This is a genomic window from Vibrio inusitatus (assembly GCA_024346935.1).
In the GTDB taxonomy this organism is placed as follows: domain Bacteria; phylum Pseudomonadota; class Gammaproteobacteria; order Enterobacterales; family Vibrionaceae; genus Vibrio; species Vibrio inusitatus.
Genome location: AP024878.1, coordinates 1 through 19,368 on the forward strand (window position 1 = coordinate 1; position 19,368 = coordinate 19,368).

Here is a 19,368-nt window from a genome sequence, read left to right on the forward strand (position 1 = left end):
GTGTCATCTTCGCTTTGGACTCAATGTTTGCAGCAACTTCAGGAAGAGCTTCCTGCAACCGAATTCAGCATGTGGGTGCGTCCGCTCCAAGCTGAGCTAAGTGGTAATACACTGACCTTATTTGCCCCAAATCGATTCGTATTGGATTGGGTTCGCGATAAGTACATCAACAGCATCAATCGCCACCTACAAGAATTCTGCGATAACGATATTCCTAGTCTGAGATTCGAGGTGGGTAGCAAGCCTGTATCTGCACCGAGACCAGTCGCTAAAAAATCGGCTGCTGACGTTGCTGCTGAGTTTTCTGCGCCAGCACAATTAGCTCGTCGTAGGCCTGTGCATAAAACATGGGATAACGATAGTGATGTTTCTGACATTACTTACCGCTCAAATGTGAATGTGAAGCACCGCTTCAATAATTTCGTTGAGGGTAAATCGAACCAATTGGGCCTAGCAGCTGCGCGACAAGTGTCTGACAATCCAGGCGCTGCTTATAATCCATTATTCCTATACGGTGGAACGGGCTTGGGTAAGACTCACCTTTTGCATGCCGTAGGTAATGCCATTGTTGATAACAAGCCGAATGCTAAAGTGGTGTATATGCACTCTGAGCGTTTCGTGCAAGATATGGTTAAAGCTCTTCAAAACAATGCGATAGAAGAATTTAAGCGTTATTACCGAAGCGTCGATGCCTTACTTATCGATGATATTCAATTCTTTGCGAACAAAGAGCGCTCACAAGAAGAGTTTTTCCATACCTTTAATGCGCTATTGGAAGGCAACCAACAAATTATCCTTACCTCGGATCGTTATCCTAAAGAGATTACCGGGGTAGAAGACCGTCTAAAGTCTCGCTTCGGCTGGGGCTTGACGGTAGCGATTGAACCACCAGAGCTTGAGACTCGTGTTGCTATCTTGATGAAGAAGGCTGAAGACCATCAGATTCATTTAGCGGATGAAGTGGCGTTCTTTATTGCTAAACGCCTGCGTTCAAATGTTCGCGAACTTGAAGGGGCATTGAACCGTGTTATCGCTAATGCGAACTTCACCGGCCGTCCTATCACTATCGATTTTGTTCGTGAAGCGCTACGTGACTTACTCGCACTTCAAGAAAAACTCGTCACCATAGACAATATCCAAAAGACCGTCGCCGAATACTACAAAATTAAGGTTGCTGACCTCTTGTCTAAGCGTCGTTCTCGTTCTGTTGCTCGTCCGCGTCAATTGGCGATGGCATTGGCAAAAGAACTGACCAACCACAGTTTGCCTGAAATTGGTGATGCGTTTGGTGGTCGTGACCATACTACGGTACTGCATGCATGCCGTAAGATTGAACAGCTTCGTGAAGAGAGTCATGACATCAAAGAAGACTACTCTAACTTAATTCGTACACTTTCATCGTAATAGGTAATTAATAGAATGAAATTCACTATTAATCGTCAGCTTTTGATCAAGCCCCTGCAACAGGTTTCTGGTGCGCTAGCAGGTCGCCCTGCTTTACCTATTTTGGGCAATGTATTGCTCAAGGTTGAAAATGGCTTCTTATCTATGACGGCAACAGACCTTGAGGTCGAGTTGATTAGTCAGGTTCAGTTAGAGAATGACTTTGAACCAGGAAGCATCACAGTGCCTTCTCGTAAGTTCTTCGATATTTGTCGTGGTCTTCCTGATAATGCGGATATTACCCTTTCACTTGATGCGGAACGTGTGGTTGTTCGTTCTGGTCGAAGCCGCTTTTCTTTAGCGACGCTACCTGCGATAGATTTTCCAAACATTGAAGATTGGCAATCTGATACTGAGCTAACCTTGACCCAAGGCAATCTAAGAGCATTAATAGAGAAGACACAATTCTCTATGGCTAACCAAGATGTTCGCTACTACCTCAATGGTATGTTATTTGACATCGATGGCAGTACTTTACGCTCAGTGGCAACCGATGGTCATCGTATGGCGGTTTCTGAAACAACACTTTCTGACAGCCACCCTCAACAGCAGGTGATTATCCCGCGTAAGGGTGTCCTTGAGTTGATGAAGATCCTTGACCAGCCGGATGAGTTAGTGACCTTGTTGATTGGCTCCTCAAACATTCGAGCAAGTGTCGCGAACTTTGTGTTCACTTCTAAACTGGTAGACGGACGTTTTCCTGACTATCGCCGTGTTATGCCACAAAACACCACTAAGACTGTGATTGCAGATTGTGAAGACTTACGTCAGGCATTCTCACGCGCCGCTATTCTTTCAAATGAGAAATTTCGTGGTGTGCGAGTAAATCTTTCCAGTGGCACTATGCAGATTACTGCCAATAACCCTGAACAAGAAGAAGCACAAGAGGTGGTTGACGTTGATTATCAAGGCGATGATCTCGAGATTGGCTTCAATGTCAGCTATGTGTTGGATGTATTAAACGCAGTACGCTGTGAAAAGGTTTCCCTTTCTATGTCTGATGCAAATGCGAGTGCCTTGATTGAGAATGCTGACGACTCAAGCGCTCAATACGTGGTAATGCCGATCCGTCTATAACGGTATGCCTCTTACTCGTCTTGTTATTAAACAGTTTCGAAATATTGAAGCCTGCGATGTTAGCCCATCGCCAGGCTTTAATTTTCTTATAGGGGCTAATGGCAGTGGTAAAACCAGCTTGCTAGAAGCTATTTACCTACTTGGACATGGTCGCTCGTTTAAGAGTTCGATTACCGGTCGAATTATCCAGCATGACTGTGGTGAATTGTTTGTTCATGGCAGATTGCAGAACCCGCAGCAATTTGAACTCCCTATCGGTATTAATAAGCGTCGTGATGGCAGTACTGAGGTTAAAATCTCTGGTGAGTCAGGGCAAAAGCTAGCTGAGCTTGCCAAGGTGTTGCCTTTGCAGTTGATTCATCCGGAAGGCTTTGATTTGCTTACCGATGGGCCTAAGCACCGTCGCGCTTTTATTGATTGGGGTGTGTTTCATTGTGAACCTCAGTTTTATGAAGTGTGGGGGCGAATAAAGCGCCTTAACAAGCAGCGAAATGCCTTACTAAAAACAGCCAGTAGTTATCGAGAGCTTAGTTACTGGGATCAGGAATTGGCTAAGCTGGCTGAAATGATCTCTATTTGGCGTGCTCAGTATGTAGCACAACTGAAAGAAGTGGCCGAACCCTTGTGCAAGGATTTCCTTGCAGAATTTGATGTTTCTATCTCTTTTTACCAAGGTTGGGAGAAAGGGGCAGATTATGCTGAATTACTGGAAAGAAATTTCGAGAGAGATCAGCACCTTGGCTATACTTTTAGTGGACCAAATAAGGCTGACCTAAAAATTAGGGTCAACGGCACACCAGTAGAAGATATCCTGTCTCGTGGACAGCTCAAACTACTGGTATGCGCATTGCGAGTTGCCCAAGGTCAACACCTAACAAAGTTGACTGAAAAACAGTGTATATACCTTCTCGATGACTTTGCATCAGAGCTTGATAGTCAACGAAGAGCACGCTTAGCGGACTGCTTAAAGGAAACTGGAGCACAAGTATTTGTAAGCTCTATTACAAAAAGCCAAATTGCTGAAATGAACAGCGAAAATAGCAAGATGTTTCATGTGGAACGTGGCAAAATAGAGCTAGTAGAATAAGGGGAATATTATGTATCAACCCCTTTGTTGTAGCTGAGCAGATTAGACAAATTTGACGAAAAATCGAGATTTAAGCCAATGATGGATGAAAGTCCCTCAAAGAATAGGTTTAAGTCTAACAATGCTACTTTAACTGCTAGGTACTATAGATTCCTAGCGTAGTAGAACATATTCAATATAGATGGCTATTATCGGTATTTGCGAGCTCACCAAAGCGTCACTTTGGTTTGGCCGTGACATGGATGATACATAGACCCAAATAGAGAGTAACTCATGGCAGAAAATTACGATTCATCGAGTATTAAAGTACTAAAAGGCCTAGATGCGGTTCGTAAGCGTCCAGGTATGTACATAGGTGACACAGACGACGGAACAGGTCTTCACCATATGGTATTCGAGGTGGTGGATAACTCTATTGATGAAGCGCTAGCAGGCCACTGTAACGACATCATAGTGACCATCCATGACGACGATTCTGTTTCTGTTCGAGATGATGGTCGTGGTATTCCGACTGAAATGCACGAAGAAGAACAAGTATCTGCAGCGGAGGTTATCATGACCGTTCTGCACGCCGGTGGTAAGTTTGATGATAACTCGTACAAAGTATCGGGCGGTCTTCACGGTGTAGGTGTTTCAGTTGTAAACGCACTGTCTAAACAAGTTACTCTGACGATTCAGCGTGGCGGTCATGTTCATAGCCAAACCTACCATCATGGTGAGCCACAAGCGCCACTAGCGGTAGTGGGCGATACTGATAAAACGGGTACAGAAATCCGATTTTGGCCAAGCGAAGGCACATTCAATAACATTGAGTTTCACTATGACATTCTCGCTAAGCGATTACGTGAACTATCATTCCTGAACTCTGGTGTATCAATTAGATTAGTTGATGAACGTGAAGAAGATAAATCAGACCACTTTAGGTTTGAAGGTGGTATTCAAGCCTTTGTTGACCATCTAAATATCAACAAAACACCTATCATCCAAAAAATCTTCCATTTTGATTCTGAGCGTGAAGACGGTATCAGTGTTGAAGTAGCGATGCAGTGGAATGATGGTTTCCAAGAGAACATTTTCTGCTTCACCAATAACATTCCTCAGCGCGATGGTGGTACTCACCTTGCTGGTTTCCGTTCAGCGTTGACGCGTACCCTTAACACCTTCATGGATAAAGAGGGTTTCTCTAAGAAAGCCAAAGCGTCCACCTCTGGTGATGATGCTCGTGAAGGTTTGACTGCGGTTATCTCGGTTAAGGTGCCAGATCCTAAATTCTCAAGCCAGACCAAAGACAAGCTAGTATCGTCTGAGGTGAAGTCTGCTGTTGAATCTGCAATGGGTGAGAAGTTATCAGAGTTCTTAGTTGAGAACCCAGGTGAAGCGAAAATTGTCTGTGGCAAGATCATTGATGCAGCACGAGCTCGTGAAGCAGCGCGTAAAGCACGTGAAATGACTCGTCGTAAAGGCGCATTAGACTTAGCCGGTCTGCCAGGTAAACTAGCAGATTGCCAAGAAAAAGACCCTGCACTTTCTGAACTATACATAGTGGAGGGTGACTCTGCGGGCGGTAGTGCTAAGCAGGGTCGTAACCGTAAGAACCAAGCGATTCTTCCACTTAAAGGTAAGATCCTAAACGTTGAGAAGGCACGCTTCGACAAGATGCTTTCTTCTCAAGAAGTAGCCACACTGATAACAGCACTTGGCTGTGGTATCGGTCGTGACGAGTACAACCCGGATAAACTGCGCTACCACAACATCATCATCATGACCGATGCCGATGTGGATGGTTCACACATCCGTACTCTACTGCTGACATTCTTCTATCGCCAAATGCCTGAGCTTATTGAGCGTGGTTACATCTATATTGCTCAGCCACCACTTTACAAAGTGAAGAAGGGTAAGCAAGAGCAATACATTAAAGATGAAGACGCGATGACACAGTACCAAACGGCACTGGCTCTTGATAACGCAGCATTGTATGTAAACCCAGAAGCTCCTGCGCTTTCGGGTGAGTCTCTAGAAGCACTTGTGACTCAGTTTAACCAAGCAACTAAGCTCGTTGAGCGTATGGCTCGTCAATTACCAAAATCGCTGGTGGAAGAGTTCATTTATGTACCTCGTTTGACGGTCGAAGAATGCCAAGACGAAGCACTAGTAACAGCTTGGGGCGAGCGTCTAGTCTCTCAGCTTAATGCTAAAGAAGTAGGTGCTAGCCAATACAGTCTTGAGGTTGAAAAGCACGCAGAGCTGAACGTATGCCTACCTAAGGTTGTTGTTCGTACTCACGGTGTTCATTACGAGTATGTTGTGAGTCTAGAGTTACTTGCGACAAAAGAGTACGGCAAGTTGGCATCACTTTCCGATGCACTTGACGGTCTACTTGAAGAAGGTGCTTATGTGAAGCGCGGTGAGCGTACAGCACAAGTTTCTACTTTCCTTGAAGTACTTGAGTGGCTAACTAAAGAGTCTCGTCGTGGTCTTTCACTACAGCGCTACAAAGGTCTAGGTGAGATGAACCCAGATCAACTTTGGGAAACCACAATGGATCCTGATACTCGCCGCATGATGCAGGTGACTATTGAAGATGCAGTGGGCGCTGACCAGTTGTTCACCACTCTAATGGGTGATCATGTAGAGCCACGTCGTCGCTTCATCGAAGATAACGCCCTGAAAGTAGCGAACCTAGACGTTTAATCACGATTAGCTCGCGGATAATTATTTAGAAAGCACTGCCATTTTGGTAGTGCTTTTTTCTTATCTAACGTTCTGAAAAATAGATAGATTTAAAATTTTTCAAATTAATCCCTTGAAACAGATTTTGCTCATCCTTATATCTAGTTGTGAAGAGGATGCCTGATGGGTCTTCTGAACCGCTTAACTCGCTTCGCTCAAGAGAGGAAGGACAGAGAAAAGCACATAACTTAAATCTGTTGAACCCATGTCCGAGATGGAATGGAAACAACACCCTTAACTCGCCACTCTGAGTTAAGGCTATTGCTAATGAATAGGATAGTATTATGAGAACTGTAGATTTCACTCCTTTGTACCGCAACGCTATTGGCTTTGATCGTCTGTTTAACATGATGGAAGCGTCATCAGCTAAGAACACTTCTGCAGGATACCCTCCATACAACATCGAACAGCAAGATGAAAACAACTACCGTATCACTATGGCAGTAGCTGGCTTTGCTGACGATCAGTTGGATATTACTCAAAAAGAAAACGTGCTAATCGTGCGTGGTGAGCGTCAAGCTGAAGAAGGTAAAAAGTACATTTACCAAGGTATTGCTGAGCGTGATTTTGAGCGTAAATTCCAATTGGCTGACTACGTAAAAGTGGTTGGTGCGACAATGGAAAATGGTTTGCTTCATATCGATCTGCAAAGAGAGATTCCAGAAGCAATGAAGCCTCGTAAGATCGCTATCAATGGTAGCAAGCTTATTGAGAGCAATGCTGACTCAGCAGAGTAAGTTAGCGACAGAACAAAGCAGTGAAAGAGCGCCTAAGGCGCTCTTTTTTATTACTTAGGTGTCAGAAATGAATCGATAGCCGGTGCCTCTGACAGATTGAATGAGTTTTGAGTGGTTGCCCAGCTTTCTTCTTAATGAGCGTATTATCGTATCCACGACATTACTCGAACCATCGTGTTTAATTCCCCATACTTCTTCAAGTAAAAGTTTTCGTGAGACGACTTCTTCCTGGTGTGAGATTAATAAAGCTAGAGTCTCAAACTCCAAAGGTGTTAGGTTGATTTGAGAGTCATTAATACGGATCTGTCTTGCATTAACGTCAAACCATGCTGGAGATGCCTGGATGGATTCTTGACTACTGAGCTCATGCAGTAATCGTTTAGAGACCCAACCGTTGACGGATTCTTCTCCCATATCGAGCATTGCTGAGTAATAAGTTTTGTCACCAATTTCAACTTTTATATCAAGGACTTGAAATCCCAACTCTAGAGCCGCTGGGGCATAGGGCTGGAGGTCTTGGAGTGTGAGATAAACTCGTTTTAGCTGTGGCCTCATTTCTAAATAGATTCGTTTTATATCAAGCCAACATGCCGCTTGTACACCACTTAATGACTCACCTTTGTCTAGAGATAACCATCGACGGATAAAGATGTGCTCTGCACTGCAGTCTTGCGTCACAGTCTGATTTAAATGGGTAACCCAAGCCTTGGTGATAGGATCATCATTGAGCTGGTGGGCAAGTATTTCTGTCGTTTTTAATAAGCAATAGAATCCGACAATCTGCCCTTGTGTGTTTTTCACACAATGGAAAGCATTAATATGTTTACGCCACCAGTGTTCATAGAGAGATAAAGCCTGCATAGGCTCGTGCTTTGTCACGATATCCATCACCTTTGACTTATCCGCTTCGCATGCAGCTTCAATACTGTATTCACGTCGATCATTGGGAGGAAAGAAAGCGTTACGAATAACGTTATTTTCTACTAGATAGATGATATCGGCAGTGTATCGCCACATTTGACCCAAACTTGCGACCTCAAGCTCTGAGCGGATCTGTTGGCTTGCCCTATGACGAAAGAGGCTAAACTGCTGTGGTGAGCGAGATTTTAGATCTGAGCTCAACGTCTTTTTGAGCACCTCATGTAAGCTTAAACCATCTTCATTAACCTCTACGAAATCGATGAGGGTTAAATCCTCGTACAGCTTTCTGGCTTGGGTGTCAGTACAAAGCAGCATAGCTTTAAGTAATGGCTCCGTCATACGTCTGATGATCGAGCAAGCGAGTAAGGCTTGCTGTAGCTCTTTATCGCTAATGTCTTCAATAAAAAAGCGGACTAAGGAATGAATGATATTGTTAGGAGGCTGTTCACTGAGTTGGCGCTGTGGGCGCTCTAATACTGCATTACTGGCTAATCGCAATGCAAGAGGGTGGCCATTAGCAAATTGGTTGATTCCCAATGCGACACCTGTCGAATGCCCCTGACTCTGTAAGAATTGAATTGATTCATTAAAGGATAAACACTCTAGTTTTAGGCTGAGGTAGTGAAGCTCGCCCGTAGGGTTGATTATCCATTGGCTTGCGGGAACGAGTCGACCACAAAAAATGATCCTAATTTTGCCTAAAAGCGCAGGCATACACTCTTGTCTAAGCCATGATTCGATCAAATTTATTGACTCAAATTGATCAAGCAACAAAACCGGTACACTTTGATTGGGCGCTAAATCTAGAGCGGCAGAGATAGCGCTTAGACTTTCATCATCGCTATTGGTTATCTGTTGAAGATATTGAAGAAACGCTCTTGGCGTTGGTTCTATCTGTTGGCAATTGAGCTTAAAGCAGCGATCTGGATAGAGAGTCGCGAATTGGTTGAGTAAGGTACTTTTCCCAACACCAGCGATGCCGTATACACCGATAACATCAGGGCCGTCGCACTGCATACTTTGAGCTAAGAAACTGAGTTCTCTGGATCGGGTCTCATTGATGACTGCTATATCCATAGTCCTTGCCTAGGTGAGGGTGATAAGTGTGCCTATTCACGTTACTTCATGTAAATCTCATTAAATCCTCATAATTATAGTTGCTATCAAACTTTATCTTTATAGATGTCTTTGAGCGGTGAAATGTGAGGAGTTCCTATGAGTAAATTACTGGTTAGCCTACTGCTAGGGGGTTATTTGATTAGCTTTAATGTCAGCGCTACGGATAAAAAGATACAACAAGCTGAGAGTGCTGCGCATAGCGATTTAAGCTCAAAAGCAACTATCCTTGATACTGACGGTAAAGTCCTGAGAGAGGGAAGCCCACACTGGCATTGTGTTCCTGGTGTACCGGTTATACCTGGTGACATGCATCCAATGTGTAATGATGCGGTATGGTCAGAGTTGCTTAAGGCTGCAGCTTTAGGACAGCCGTTTGAAACCGATCGTATTGGTATTTCATACATGATGCAGGGCGATGCTTATGTGAGTAATTCCAACCCAGCTGCAACCGATCCTGATAATGGTGACGTATGGGTAAAAGAGGGGCCTCACTTGATGATTGTTGTGCCCAAAGAGCTTCTCAAGGGCATCAGTGATGACCCTTTTAATGGCGGTCCCTATGTTATGTGGAAGGATACCCCTTACGCTCATATTATGGTGCCAATCAAGAATAAATAATTAAGGAACAGAGTTATGTCGACATTATATGAGAGACTGGGCGGTTCAGATTCTATTACTCAAATATCGAGTGATATTGTAGACCTTCATCTTGCCAATAAAGCGATCAGTACTCGGTTTGCCAATTCTGATTTATCGCGCCTAAAGCAATCGGTAGCAGAGTTCTTTATAACGGGCACAGGAGGCCCAAATCTGTATAAGGGAAAAGATATGCTTGCCGTGCATAAAGGAATGAATATCTCTGCTGTTGAGTTTGTTGCGGTTTTGGATGATGCGCTAGCTGCGATGAATAAGAATGGTGTCGGGCAGAGAGAGCAAGAAGAAGTGCTATTTGTTCTCTATAGTATGCGTTCAGATGTCATATTGGTTTAATTATAATAAACGACGATGACCTTCTTCGGTGATCGTCGTTTATCTATTATCGATAACTTATTATTGGTTGCGATAAGCTTTTTCGACTTCTTCAGCAATGATTTGGATTCCCTTTTGCATATCCTCATCATTTTGTACGTAGTTCATTCTCAAGCATTGGTGAGAGTGATCCCACTGGTCTTCTTGACCAAAGAAGAAGTACTCTCCTGGAACAATTAAAACCCCTCTAGCTTTCAGGCGCTTGTACAATTCCATTGTGGTAATCGGTAATTCATCAAACCATAGCCAAAGGAACATTGCTCCTTCGGGTTTATGGATCCTAAATCTAGGATCAGTGATGGCAGATTGCAGCAGGGATACCGCTCGTATTGATTTTTGTTGATAGAAAGGCTTGATGACGTCGTCACTCAAGCGCAATAGATCATTTGACTCAATCATATGTTGAGCCACAGCTGGACCAATACTGCCAGGGGCTAATCCAATGATGCCATTGATATTAGTTAAGGCTTGTGTGGTTTCTTCATTCGCGATTACGATCCCACATCGTAGACCCGGTAAACCTAGCTTGGAGAGACTCATACATAATATGGTGTTGTCGTTCCAAAATGGTGTCGCCTCTTCAAATACGATATTAGGGAATGGGGTGCCATAGGCATTGTCTAATATCAGAGGAATATTATGCTTACGTGCCAATTCATCGAGCTTGTAAACCTCTTCATCGGTCAGTAGGTTTCCAGTTGGGTTGGTAGGTCTAGATGCGCAAATGGCCGCGACAGACTCATCAATTTTCAGTTGTGAGAAATCTACGTGATACTTAAATTGTCTATCGTCTAGCAATTCAATCTCAGGCTTGTAGGAGATAAAGATGTCGTCTTCAATACCAGAGTCACAATAGCCAATATACTCGGGTGCTAGTGGCAGTAGTACTTTCTTATGGCTGCCATCTGGCTGCTTACCTGCGAGCAGGTTAAAGAGATAAAAGAATGCACTTTGACTACCATTGGTCAGTGAGATGTTTTTTTCACTAATCTCCCAATCATAGGTATCTCTGAGTAGCTTTGCTAAGCCCTTTACAAAGGTATCTTTGCCTTGAGGACCATCATAGTTAGCCATGGCAGAAACCAGTTCTCCATTTGCGAGCATTTGAGCCGTTACTTCTGAGAAGTAGTCCATCATCTCTGGAATAGCCGCAGGGTTACCACCACCAAGCATCAAGGCACCAGGCGTACGCAGGCCATCATTGAGATCACCCATTAATTGAGTTATGCCTGAGTTACGGTTAAATTTCTCACCGAATTTTGAATAGGTTTTCGAAGAAGACATGCTAGGCCCTGACTATTTCTAAAAAGTATAGGAAGAGACAAACCTTAGCTTAGAGGGAGGGGGTTACTCAATAGCTGGAATAACTATTTGCAAAGAAAAAGCCCAGCGAGAGCTGGGCTTTAAAAGGATTATTTCTGAAGAACAGAAATATCAGCAATCTGCAAGAACAGGTTACGCAGCTTATTCAGTAGCGTTAAGCGATTCTTTTTTAATGCTTCGTCATCGGCCATAACCATAACGTTATCGAAGAAGGCATCAACAGGTTCACGAAGATCTGCAAGCTTGCTTAGGGCTTGTTGGTAGTTACCCGTTGCAAATGCAGGCTCTAGTGCTTCAGCCATAACTTCAACATTTTCCGCTAGTGCTTTCTCTGCATCTTCTTGTAGAAGCGCAAGATCGATCTCTTCAGCTAGCTCACCATCGAATTTAGCTAGGATATTACCCACACGCTTGTTCGCTGCCGCTAGTGCCTCTGCCGCTTCAAGTTCACGGAAGTGAGATACGGCTTTAACACGCTGATCGAAATCAGCTGGCTTAGTAGGGCGACGAGCCAGTACCGCTTGGATGATATCAATGCTGAAGCCAGCATCTTGATACCATGCACGGAAACGACCTAGCATGAAATCGATTACATCTTGCTCAACGTTGTCATTAGTTAGCTTGGTACCAAACTGAATTTTAGCTTCGCGAATAAGGTCAACAAGGTCTAGGTTGTAGCCATTTTCTACGATGATACGCAATACACCTAGCGACGCACGACGCAGTGCAAATGGGTCAGAACCCTTAGGTGCTTGACCAATACCGAAGATACCTACAATAGTATCCAGCTTGTCGGCCATAGCGACTGCTGAAGAAATACCAGTGCTCGGTAGGTCGTCACCCGCAAAGCGAGGCATGTACTGCTCGTAAAGAGCCAGTGCTACTTGCTCATCTTCACCGTCATGAGTTGCATAGTGCATGCCCATTACACCTTGGGTATCGGTAAACTCGAATACCATAGAGGTCATAAGGTCACATTTCGCCAGTAGGCCAGCACGTGTTGCTTTCTCAACATCAGCATCAATTTGCTTAGCAATGTATCCTGCTAGCGCTGTGATACGGTCTGTTTTGTCTTTGATAGTACCTAGCTGCTTTTGGAATACTGCTTGCTCTAGCTCAGGAAGACGGTCGATCAACGGACGCTTACGGTCAGTGTTGAAGAAAAACTCAGCGTCAGCTAGGCGAGGACGTACAACCTTTTCGTTACCTTCGATAACGTGGCGAGGTTCTTTTGATTCGATGTTAGAAACAAAGATAAAGTTTGGTAGAAGCTTCTTGTTTTCATCGCCTTCTCCAGATGAATAGACGGGGAAGTACTTTTGGTCACCTTTCATGGTGTAAACCAAAGCTTCAGAAGGTACCTTTAGGAATTCTTCTTCAAACTTCGCAGTCAGTACAACCGGCCACTCAACTAGAGACGTCACTTCTTCTACTAGGTCATCTTCTAGGTCAGCAATACCGCCAACAGCTGCCGCAGCTTTTTGAGAATCAGCTAGGATGATGGCTTTACGTGCATCGTAATCAGCCATTACTTTACCGCGCTCTTCCAGAATCGTAGGGTATTGCTCTGCCGAGTCGATAGTGAACTCTTGCTCACCCATGAAGCGGTGGCCGCGAATAGTGCGATCGGAGGCTACGCCAAGAATCTCACCATTAATAAGCTCGCTACCCATCAACATAGTCAGAGTTTTTACTGGACGAATAAACTGAGTGGTTTTGTCACCCCAGCGCATTGGTTTGGCGATAGGTAAGTTGGCCAGTGCTTTAGCCGCAAGGTTCACAACGATATCGGTTGTTGCTTGGCCTTTTACTTCCTGCTTACACAGTAGCCATTCACCTTTGTCTGTTTTAAGGCGCTCAGCTTGGTCAACGGTAATACCATTGCCGCGAGCCCAGCCTTGTGCTGCTTTCGTTGCGTTGCCTTCAGCGTCGAATGCTACAGAGATTGCAGGGCCGCGTTTTTCTACCACTTTGTCAGCTTGACCTTCAGCTAGAGCTGAAACCCTAAGTGCTAGGCGACGAGGAGCTGCGTACCACTTAATGCCTTCGTGAGTCAGACTTGCGTCTTTAAGCTCAGCTTCGAAGTTTGCAGAAAATGCTTCAGCAAGAGTACGAAGCTGTGTTGGTGGTAGCTCTTCGGTACCCAATTCAATTAGAAATTCTTTTGCCATGATTACTTTTCCTCACCTTGTTTCTTGCACATTGGGAAGCCAAGTGCTTCACGCGATGCATAGTATGCTTCTGCAACTGCTTTCGTTAGGTTGCGGATACGGAGGATGTAGCGTTGGCGCTCTGTTACAGAGATCGCTTTGCGAGCATCAAGAATGTTGAATGCGTGGCCCGCTTTTAGAATACGCTCATAAGCAGGAAGCGGTAATGGCTTCTCCAGCTCTAGGAGTTCTTTACACTCTTTTTCACACTGGTCGAAGAAGGTGAACAGGAAATCAACATCAGCGTGTTCGAAGTTGTAAGTCGATTGCTCTACTTCATTTTGGTGAAAAATATCACCGTAAGTTACGTTAGAGCCATCAGCCGCAACGTTCCATACTAGGTCATATACAGAATCAACTTCTTGGATGTACATTGCTAGACGTTCGATACCGTAAGTGATTTCACCTGTTACTGGCTTACACTCAAGACCACCGACTTGCTGGAAGTACGTAAACTGAGTTACTTCCATGCCGTTTAGCCAAACTTCCCAGCCAAGACCCCAAGCACCTAGTGTTGGGTTTTCCCAGTTGTCTTCTACGAAACGAATATCGTGAACTAATGGATCGATACCAAGTACTTCAAGCGAGCCAAGGTACAACTCCTGAATATTATCTGGAGAAGGCTTAAGAGCTACTTGGAATTGATAGTAGTGCTGCAGGCGGTTTGGGTTCTCACCATAGCGTCCATCAGTTGGACGACGAGATGGCTGAACGTATGCCGTAGACATTGGCTCAGGGCCAAGTGCACGCAGACATGTCATTGGGTGAGAGGTGCCAGCACCTACTTCCATATCTAACGGTTGAACAATGGTACAACCGTTTTGAGCCCAATAATCCTGCAGCGCGAGGATCATTCCCTGGAAGGTTTTGATATCGTATTTTTGCATAGTCGTTTCGCGCGATTCTTTTGTCTGAAAATGAAATAACTTCAAATTATACCCATGAATTGCGATGGGGAGTAGCGAAAAAAGCATCAATACTCAGTTCAGAAGGGCTTTAACGGCAAGAAGGTGGCTTATCTTGCTCTTTAGAGTGGGAATTGGCGCTTGATTCTGACCTAGTGGATGATTAAAATCGCACGCATCTTTGGGGAGTAGCTTACCGTGGCAACCAATTGCTCGGTTCGTCCGTCAACATAATTGATGCAAAATCATCATGGCGTTCGAGACACTTTGTTTAGCAAGACCTTAGATAAGAATCATGAACCTTGGTGGGGGAGTGAGGCTTATCTATTGTTTGTTATCCCCCGCCTCTTGAGAGAATCTTTTGAGCGTACTAGCCATTTCTATCACCACCGTTGCTTTGGCGGAAATTGGTGATAAAACCCAACTTTTATCCCTTCTTTTGGCAAGCCGCTATCGCAAGCCTTTGCCTATCATTGCCGCCATTTTTCTAGCCACCATTGCTAATCACACGGTAGCTGCTTGGTTGGGAGTATTAGTTTCTGACTTATTGAGTCCAGCGGTCTTGAAGTGGGTTGTTGTCGTAAGCTTCATTGCAATGGCGTTATGGGTGCTAATCCCAGATAAATTGGATGAAGACGAATCCATCTCTAATCGAGGTCCTTTTGTTGCCAGCTTCATTGCTTTTTTTATCGCTGAGATTGGCGATAAAACACAGATAGCAACGTCAATCTTAGGTGCACAATATGCAGATGCGTTGATGATGGTGGTATTGGGCACGACGATAGGGATGTTACTTGCGAATGTGCCGATTGTGATTATTGGTAAATTGTCGGCAGAGCGTTTGCCATTGGCAATGATTAGAAAGGTAACCGCTGCACTATTCGCAATACTTGCGGTAAGCGCAGCCATTTACTAGAGAGATGAGATTAAGCCAGCCCTTTTTTGATTAGGTATTGAAATGGGGCTGTATCAGTTTTTTCAGCGATTAGCTGATGATCCATGAAGCGACAGAAACTTGGAATATCACGTACTGTAGATGGGTCGTCTGCTCTTACGAGTAATACTTCGCCATCTTGCATGTTACGAATGGTTTTTCTTACCATCATAACGGGCTCTGGGCAGCGTAAACCTTCTGCTTCTAGGATGTGATTTGCAACTTCTGGATTAAACGACATAGTTTCCTCTCCCAAAAAATGAGATCGCGATCATACTCGAGTATAAAAAATATTCAATATCAACTTGGCAATCTTCAGTTCAAGGTGTATTGTTAATTTAACTTAAATTTAACAACTTGATAACAGTCAGGTTGGACAGATATTCCGATACTATCCCTTTTTCTTGGGCTTCCCCGCACTCCGATGCGGGATTTTTTTGTCTAAAATTCAGTACCCTACCCAAATTGGTTATTTGTAACTACGAATTCAGTTAACTGATACTATAAACAATAAGCTTTGTTGGTGTTTGAGGTTACATGGAACTAGAAGATATTTATCGCAGAGATCTTAATCTATTTATAGCCTTACGGGTTTTGGTAGAAGAGGGAAGTGTGAGTCGAGCCGCCCTCAGGCTTAATCTCAGCCAGTCGGCGATGAGCCGCGTATTAGGGCGACTAAGAGAGTTGCTAAATGATCCATTGTTTACTCGCAATGGGCAAAACCTAATAGCCACAGAAAAAGCGTTATTGATCAATGAGCAGATTCAGTTCCCGCTAGAAGCGATAAGAGATTTGCTCACTCCTACAGACTTTAATCCCTCAAAGTGCACACAACGCTTTGTAGTGGCTACAACTGACTATGCAATGCAAACTATACTGCCGTTTGCTCTGCCTAAGATCTATGAAGAAGCGCCGAATATCTCTTTGGACTTTCAGCCACTGCAGCACGACAACATCTACCATCAATTAACAGCAGAAAGAGCTGATATGGCCATCTGCCGACCTGTTTCAGAAATAACACCTTTACGTAGAGAGGTACTTGGTAAAGTTGGAGTTACCTGCCTGCTATCAAAGCATCACCCTTTATCGGACAAACCTCTGAATATTAGTGATTTTTTGACATTACCTCACGCTATGATAGCGATAAGTGATGGTGTTAAGTCTTTGATTGATGAGAGTTTGAAGCCTCATGGCTCAATGAATTTGATAATGCGTGCATATCACTTGGAGGCGGCATTAGCGATTGTGGATCGCCTACCTTTAGTGATTACCGTTCCTGCCGATTTAGCTTACCTGGTATCAGAAAGACATGACTTAGTGATCAAGCCGTTGCCATTTGAATTCATTCCATTCGATTATTCTCTTATCTGGCATTCGAGATGCGATACCTCTCCAGCGCAAAAGTGGCTAAGGGGAATACTGAAAAAGGAATGTGGAAGGTTAATTGAAAAGAGGGTTATGGATTTAGGGTTGAAGTAAGCCAGTGAATTTCTTCACTGGCTTATAGAATGCTGCCCCCAGCAATCTAATTTACTTTAATCACAACACGACCCGTAATTTGGCCATTGGTGATGTCATTAGCTGCTTGAATCGCATCTTCAAGGTTGATGAGCTTAGTTGCTTGCTCGAAATATGATGCAGGAAGCAGTTCCACTAAACGCTCCCAAGCTTGAATGCGTTTTTCTCTTGGGCACATTACTGAATCAACACCTTGTAAGCGCACATTACGCAAGATGAATGGCATAACTGATGTTGGAAGGTCGAAACCGCCAGCAAGACCACATGCTGCCACTACACCGTTGTAGTTAGTCTGCGCCAATACTTTTGCCAGCATATTGCTACCCACAGTATCTACTGCAGCGGCCCATACTTGACGCTCTAGTGGTTTTGCTGGTTCTGCAAATTCAGAACGTTCAACGATGCGAGAGGCACCTAGACTTGTGAGTAAATCACCGTTTTGAGACGCACGACCTGTTACTGCAGCAACTGAATACCCAAGTTGGTTTAGTAGAGTTACGGCTACGCTACCTACACCACCACTAGCTCCGGTTACAAGCACTTCACCGTCTTCAGGTTTTACGCCACCATCAACGATTGCTTGTACACAAAGCATTGCCGTGAAACCTGCAGTACCAACACTCATTGCTTGCTGACCTGATAAGCCATCTACTAGTGGTACTAGCCAATCACCTTTTAGGCGAGCTTTCTCAGACATGCCACCCCAATGGTTTTCACCTACACCCCAGCCGGTTAAAACCACTTTGTCGCCAGCTTGGTAGCGTGCGTCTTCAGAAGTTGTCACCGTACCGACTAGATCGATACCAGGTACCATAGGGAAGTTACGAATGATTTTGCCTTTACCCGTAATCGCTAGACCGTCTTTGTAGTTAAGAGATGAGTAATCGACTGCGACTTCCACATCACCTTCTGGTAATTGTGATTCATCAACCAGCTCGATAGCAGCAAGGGTTTTTTTGTCTTCTTGGTTCAGAACAAGTGCTTTAAACATTAGTAACTCCAAAGGGTTAACGTTCTTGATTGCTGATAAGTGTAGAGAAGATTGGCAGATAAAAAAAATGATTTGTTATCATTATAACTATGCGTTTTGTGCATTAATTGCGATTAATTTATGATCTTCGTGATGGTGCGACTCTAGCGAATACTAGAGTCGCATACAGAGGCAGGACTATGGTCGTTCAAATACGGTTGCGATGCCCTGTCCTAAACCAATACACATGGTTGCCAAGCCATATTTTGCATCTTTACTTTCCATTAAATTTATCAATGTTGTTGAGATTCGAGCACCTGAACACCCTAATGGATGTCCAAGGGCAATGGCGCCACCATTCAGATTAACCTTTTCGTCCATTACCTCAAGCAGTCCAAGGTCCTTGGCTACCGGAAGTGCCTGTGCCGCAAAGGCTTCGTTAAGTTCTACCACATCCATATCGTCAATGGTCAGCCCGGCCCGCTTTAGAGCTTTCTTGGTTGCCGGAACAGGGCCGTACCCCATTGTGGCAGGATCGCAGCCCGCAATTGCCATTGATTTAACCTTAGCTCGAATAGTCAGGCCAAGTTCGTTAGCTTTTTCTTCACTCATGATCAGCATTGCTGAAGCTCCATCCGACAGAGCGGATGATGATCCTGCAGTTACAGTACCATTAGCGGGGTCAAAAACTGGCCTTAGTTGTGATAGTCCCTCTACGGTGGTTTCGGGACGAATAACCTCATCGTAGTCGAGTGAAATGAGAGAACCATCTGCAGCGTGTGCTTCAGTGGCATAGATCTCTGACTTAAAAGCACCGCTGAGGGTGGCTTGGTGAGCTCTCGCATGCGAGCGAGCCGCAAATTCGTCCTGCTGTTCTCTTGGTATACCGTGCAGCTTACCCAGCATTTCGGCAGTAAGTCCCATCATGCCCGAAGCCTTAGCGATACTCTTACCCAAACCATCATGGAAATCGACACCATGATTCATTGGTACGTGGCCCATATGTTCAACACCACCAATGATGCAAATATCAGCGTCACCCACCATTATTGAGCGGCTCGCATCGTGGAGTGCTTGCATGGAAGAACCACATAATCTATTTACTGTCACCGCTCCAATTTCAATAGGGAGGCCAGCAAGTAGAGAGGCGTTTCTGGCAATATTGAAGCCTTGTTCAAGGGTTTGTTGCACACAGCCCCAATAAATATCTTCTATTTCACTAGGGTTAACTGCTGGGTTTCTTTTTAGTAGTCCCTTCATAAGGTGAGCAGAAAGTTCTTCTGCTCGAACATGACGAAAGGCACCGCCCTTAGATCGTCCCATTGGTGTACGAATGCAATCAACAATTACGACGTTTTTCATTTT

General features: G+C 44.4%; 16 protein-coding genes. 9 read left to right on the forward strand and 7 right to left on the reverse strand.

Annotated features, from left to right (window positions below):
• The 5 genes from dnaA to OCU48_RS00025 all read left to right on the forward strand — a co-directional run bounded on the left by dnaA (window position 1) and on the right by OCU48_RS00025 (window position 7,074).
• Window positions 1-1,404, forward strand: coding sequence for a chromosomal replication initiator protein DnaA (dnaA, locus tag OCU48_RS00005; protein WP_141347012.1), 1,404 nt, complete (start codon window positions 1-3; stop codon window positions 1,402-1,404).
• Between the two features lie 15 nt (window positions 1,405-1,419).
• Entirely contained in the window at window positions 1,420-2,520 is a 1,101-nt protein-coding gene (gene dnaN, locus OCU48_RS00010) for a DNA polymerase III subunit beta (RefSeq protein ID WP_141347013.1), read from the forward strand.
• Window positions 2,521-2,524: 4 nt separating this feature from the next.
• Window positions 2,525-3,607: a DNA replication/repair protein RecF gene (gene recF, locus OCU48_RS00015; protein WP_141347014.1), complete on the forward strand. Its 1,083-nt coding sequence runs from the start codon at window positions 2,525-2,527 to the stop codon at window positions 3,605-3,607.
• Window positions 3,608-3,880: 273 nt separating this feature from the next.
• Window positions 3,881-6,298, forward strand: a complete 2,418-nt coding sequence (gyrB, locus tag OCU48_RS00020) for a DNA topoisomerase (ATP-hydrolyzing) subunit B (RefSeq protein WP_141347015.1) — start codon at window positions 3,881-3,883, stop codon at window positions 6,296-6,298.
• Window positions 6,299-6,621: 323 nt separating this feature from the next.
• On the forward strand, window positions 6,622-7,074 hold the full coding sequence (locus OCU48_RS00025) for an Hsp20 family protein (RefSeq protein ID WP_141273372.1): 453 nt from the start codon (window positions 6,622-6,624) through the stop codon (window positions 7,072-7,074).
• A gap of 54 nt (window positions 7,075-7,128) precedes the next feature.
• On the opposite strand, the gene OCU48_RS00030 is transcribed toward OCU48_RS00025, so the two are convergent.
• Window positions 7,129-9,072, reverse strand: a complete 1,944-nt coding sequence (locus OCU48_RS00030; protein ID WP_141347016.1) for a winged helix-turn-helix domain-containing protein — start codon at window positions 9,070-9,072, stop codon at window positions 7,129-7,131.
• Between the two features lie 138 nt (window positions 9,073-9,210).
• Between OCU48_RS00030 and OCU48_RS00035 the strand changes: the two genes are divergently transcribed.
• Together OCU48_RS00035 and OCU48_RS00040 are read left to right on the forward strand one after the other, a co-directional pair.
• A complete protein-coding gene (locus tag OCU48_RS00035; protein ID WP_141273376.1) occupies window positions 9,211-9,732 on the forward strand; it encodes a hypothetical protein in 522 nt (173 codons plus the stop codon).
• A gap of 15 nt (window positions 9,733-9,747) precedes the next feature.
• Window positions 9,748-10,104 carry a group I truncated hemoglobin gene (locus OCU48_RS00040; protein WP_141347017.1) on the forward strand — a complete coding sequence of 119 codons (357 nt, stop codon included), beginning with the start codon at window positions 9,748-9,750 and terminating at the stop codon, window positions 10,102-10,104.
• A gap of 60 nt (window positions 10,105-10,164) precedes the next feature.
• Here OCU48_RS00040 and OCU48_RS00045 read toward each other — a convergent pair whose 3' ends face one another.
• The 3 genes from OCU48_RS00045 to glyQ form a co-directional block, all read right to left on the reverse strand.
• Window positions 10,165-11,427 carry a valine--pyruvate transaminase gene (locus OCU48_RS00045; protein ID WP_141347018.1) on the reverse strand — a complete coding sequence of 421 codons (1,263 nt, stop codon included), beginning with the start codon at window positions 11,425-11,427 and terminating at the stop codon, window positions 10,165-10,167.
• A 128-nt stretch (window positions 11,428-11,555) separates the two neighbouring features.
• Entirely contained in the window at window positions 11,556-13,637 is a 2,082-nt protein-coding gene (glyS, locus tag OCU48_RS00050) for a glycine--tRNA ligase subunit beta (RefSeq protein WP_141347019.1), read from the reverse strand.
• A 2-nt stretch (window positions 13,638-13,639) separates the two neighbouring features.
• A complete protein-coding gene (gene glyQ, locus OCU48_RS00055) occupies window positions 13,640-14,563 on the reverse strand; it encodes a glycine--tRNA ligase subunit alpha (protein ID WP_141347020.1) in 924 nt (307 codons plus the stop codon).
• 379 nt (window positions 14,564-14,942) lie between these two features.
• On the opposite strand from glyQ, the gene OCU48_RS00060 reads away from it, so the two are divergent.
• On the forward strand, window positions 14,943-15,497 hold the full coding sequence (locus tag OCU48_RS00060) for a TMEM165/GDT1 family protein (RefSeq protein WP_141347021.1): 555 nt from the start codon (window positions 14,943-14,945) through the stop codon (window positions 15,495-15,497).
• A 10-nt stretch (window positions 15,498-15,507) separates the two neighbouring features.
• Here OCU48_RS00060 and tusA read toward each other — a convergent pair whose 3' ends face one another.
• On the reverse strand, window positions 15,508-15,756 hold the full coding sequence (gene tusA / locus OCU48_RS00065; protein ID WP_141347022.1) for a sulfurtransferase TusA: 249 nt from the start codon (window positions 15,754-15,756) through the stop codon (window positions 15,508-15,510).
• A gap of 296 nt (window positions 15,757-16,052) precedes the next feature.
• On the opposite strand from tusA, the gene OCU48_RS00070 reads away from it, so the two are divergent.
• On the forward strand, window positions 16,053-16,994 hold the full coding sequence (locus OCU48_RS00070) for a LysR family transcriptional regulator (RefSeq protein ID WP_141347023.1): 942 nt from the start codon (window positions 16,053-16,055) through the stop codon (window positions 16,992-16,994).
• A gap of 46 nt (window positions 16,995-17,040) precedes the next feature.
• On the opposite strand, the gene acuI is transcribed toward OCU48_RS00070, so the two are convergent.
• Window positions 17,041-18,024 carry an acrylyl-CoA reductase (NADPH) gene (acuI, locus tag OCU48_RS00075; protein WP_141347024.1) on the reverse strand — a complete coding sequence of 328 codons (984 nt, stop codon included), beginning with the start codon at window positions 18,022-18,024 and terminating at the stop codon, window positions 17,041-17,043.
• 177 nt (window positions 18,025-18,201) lie between these two features.
• Entirely contained in the window at window positions 18,202-19,365 is a 1,164-nt protein-coding gene (gene fadA, locus OCU48_RS00080; protein ID WP_141347025.1) for an acetyl-CoA C-acyltransferase FadA, read from the reverse strand.
• Window positions 19,366-19,368: the final 3 nt, after the last annotated feature.

What these genes read in the sequence shown, in the direction of transcription:
- dnaN (WP_141347013.1), top strand. Translation starts at nt 1,420, where the DNA reads ATGAAATTCACTATTAATCGTCAGCTTTTGATCAAGCCCCTGCAACAG.
- recF (WP_141347014.1), top strand. Translation starts at nt 2,525, where the DNA reads ATGCCTCTTACTCGTCTTGTTATTAAACAGTTTCGAAATATTGAAGCC.
- gyrB (WP_141347015.1), top strand. Translation starts at nt 3,881, where the DNA reads ATGGCAGAAAATTACGATTCATCGAGTATTAAAGTACTAAAAGGCCTA.
- OCU48_RS00025 (WP_141273372.1), top strand. Translation starts at nt 6,622, where the DNA reads ATGAGAACTGTAGATTTCACTCCTTTGTACCGCAACGCTATTGGCTTT.
- OCU48_RS00030 (WP_141347016.1), bottom strand. Translation starts at nt 9,072, where the DNA reads ATGGATATAGCAGTCATCAATGAGACCCGATCCAGAGAACTCAGTTTC.
- OCU48_RS00035 (WP_141273376.1), top strand. Translation starts at nt 9,211, where the DNA reads ATGAGTAAATTACTGGTTAGCCTACTGCTAGGGGGTTATTTGATTAGC.
- OCU48_RS00040 (WP_141347017.1), top strand. Translation starts at nt 9,748, where the DNA reads ATGTCGACATTATATGAGAGACTGGGCGGTTCAGATTCTATTACTCAA.
- OCU48_RS00045 (WP_141347018.1), bottom strand. Translation starts at nt 11,427, where the DNA reads ATGTCTTCTTCGAAAACCTATTCAAAATTCGGTGAGAAATTTAACCGT.
- glyS (WP_141347019.1), bottom strand. Translation starts at nt 13,637, where the DNA reads ATGGCAAAAGAATTTCTAATTGAATTGGGTACCGAAGAGCTACCACCA.
- glyQ (WP_141347020.1), bottom strand. Translation starts at nt 14,563, where the DNA reads ATGCAAAAATACGATATCAAAACCTTCCAGGGAATGATCCTCGCGCTG.
- tusA (WP_141347022.1), bottom strand. Translation starts at nt 15,756, where the DNA reads ATGTCGTTTAATCCAGAAGTTGCAAATCACATCCTAGAAGCAGAAGGT.
- OCU48_RS00070 (WP_141347023.1), top strand. Translation starts at nt 16,053, where the DNA reads ATGGAACTAGAAGATATTTATCGCAGAGATCTTAATCTATTTATAGCC.
- acuI (WP_141347024.1), bottom strand. Translation starts at nt 18,024, where the DNA reads ATGTTTAAAGCACTTGTTCTGAACCAAGAAGACAAAAAAACCCTTGCT.
- fadA (WP_141347025.1), bottom strand. Translation starts at nt 19,365, where the DNA reads ATGAAAAACGTCGTAATTGTTGATTGCATTCGTACACCAATGGGACGA.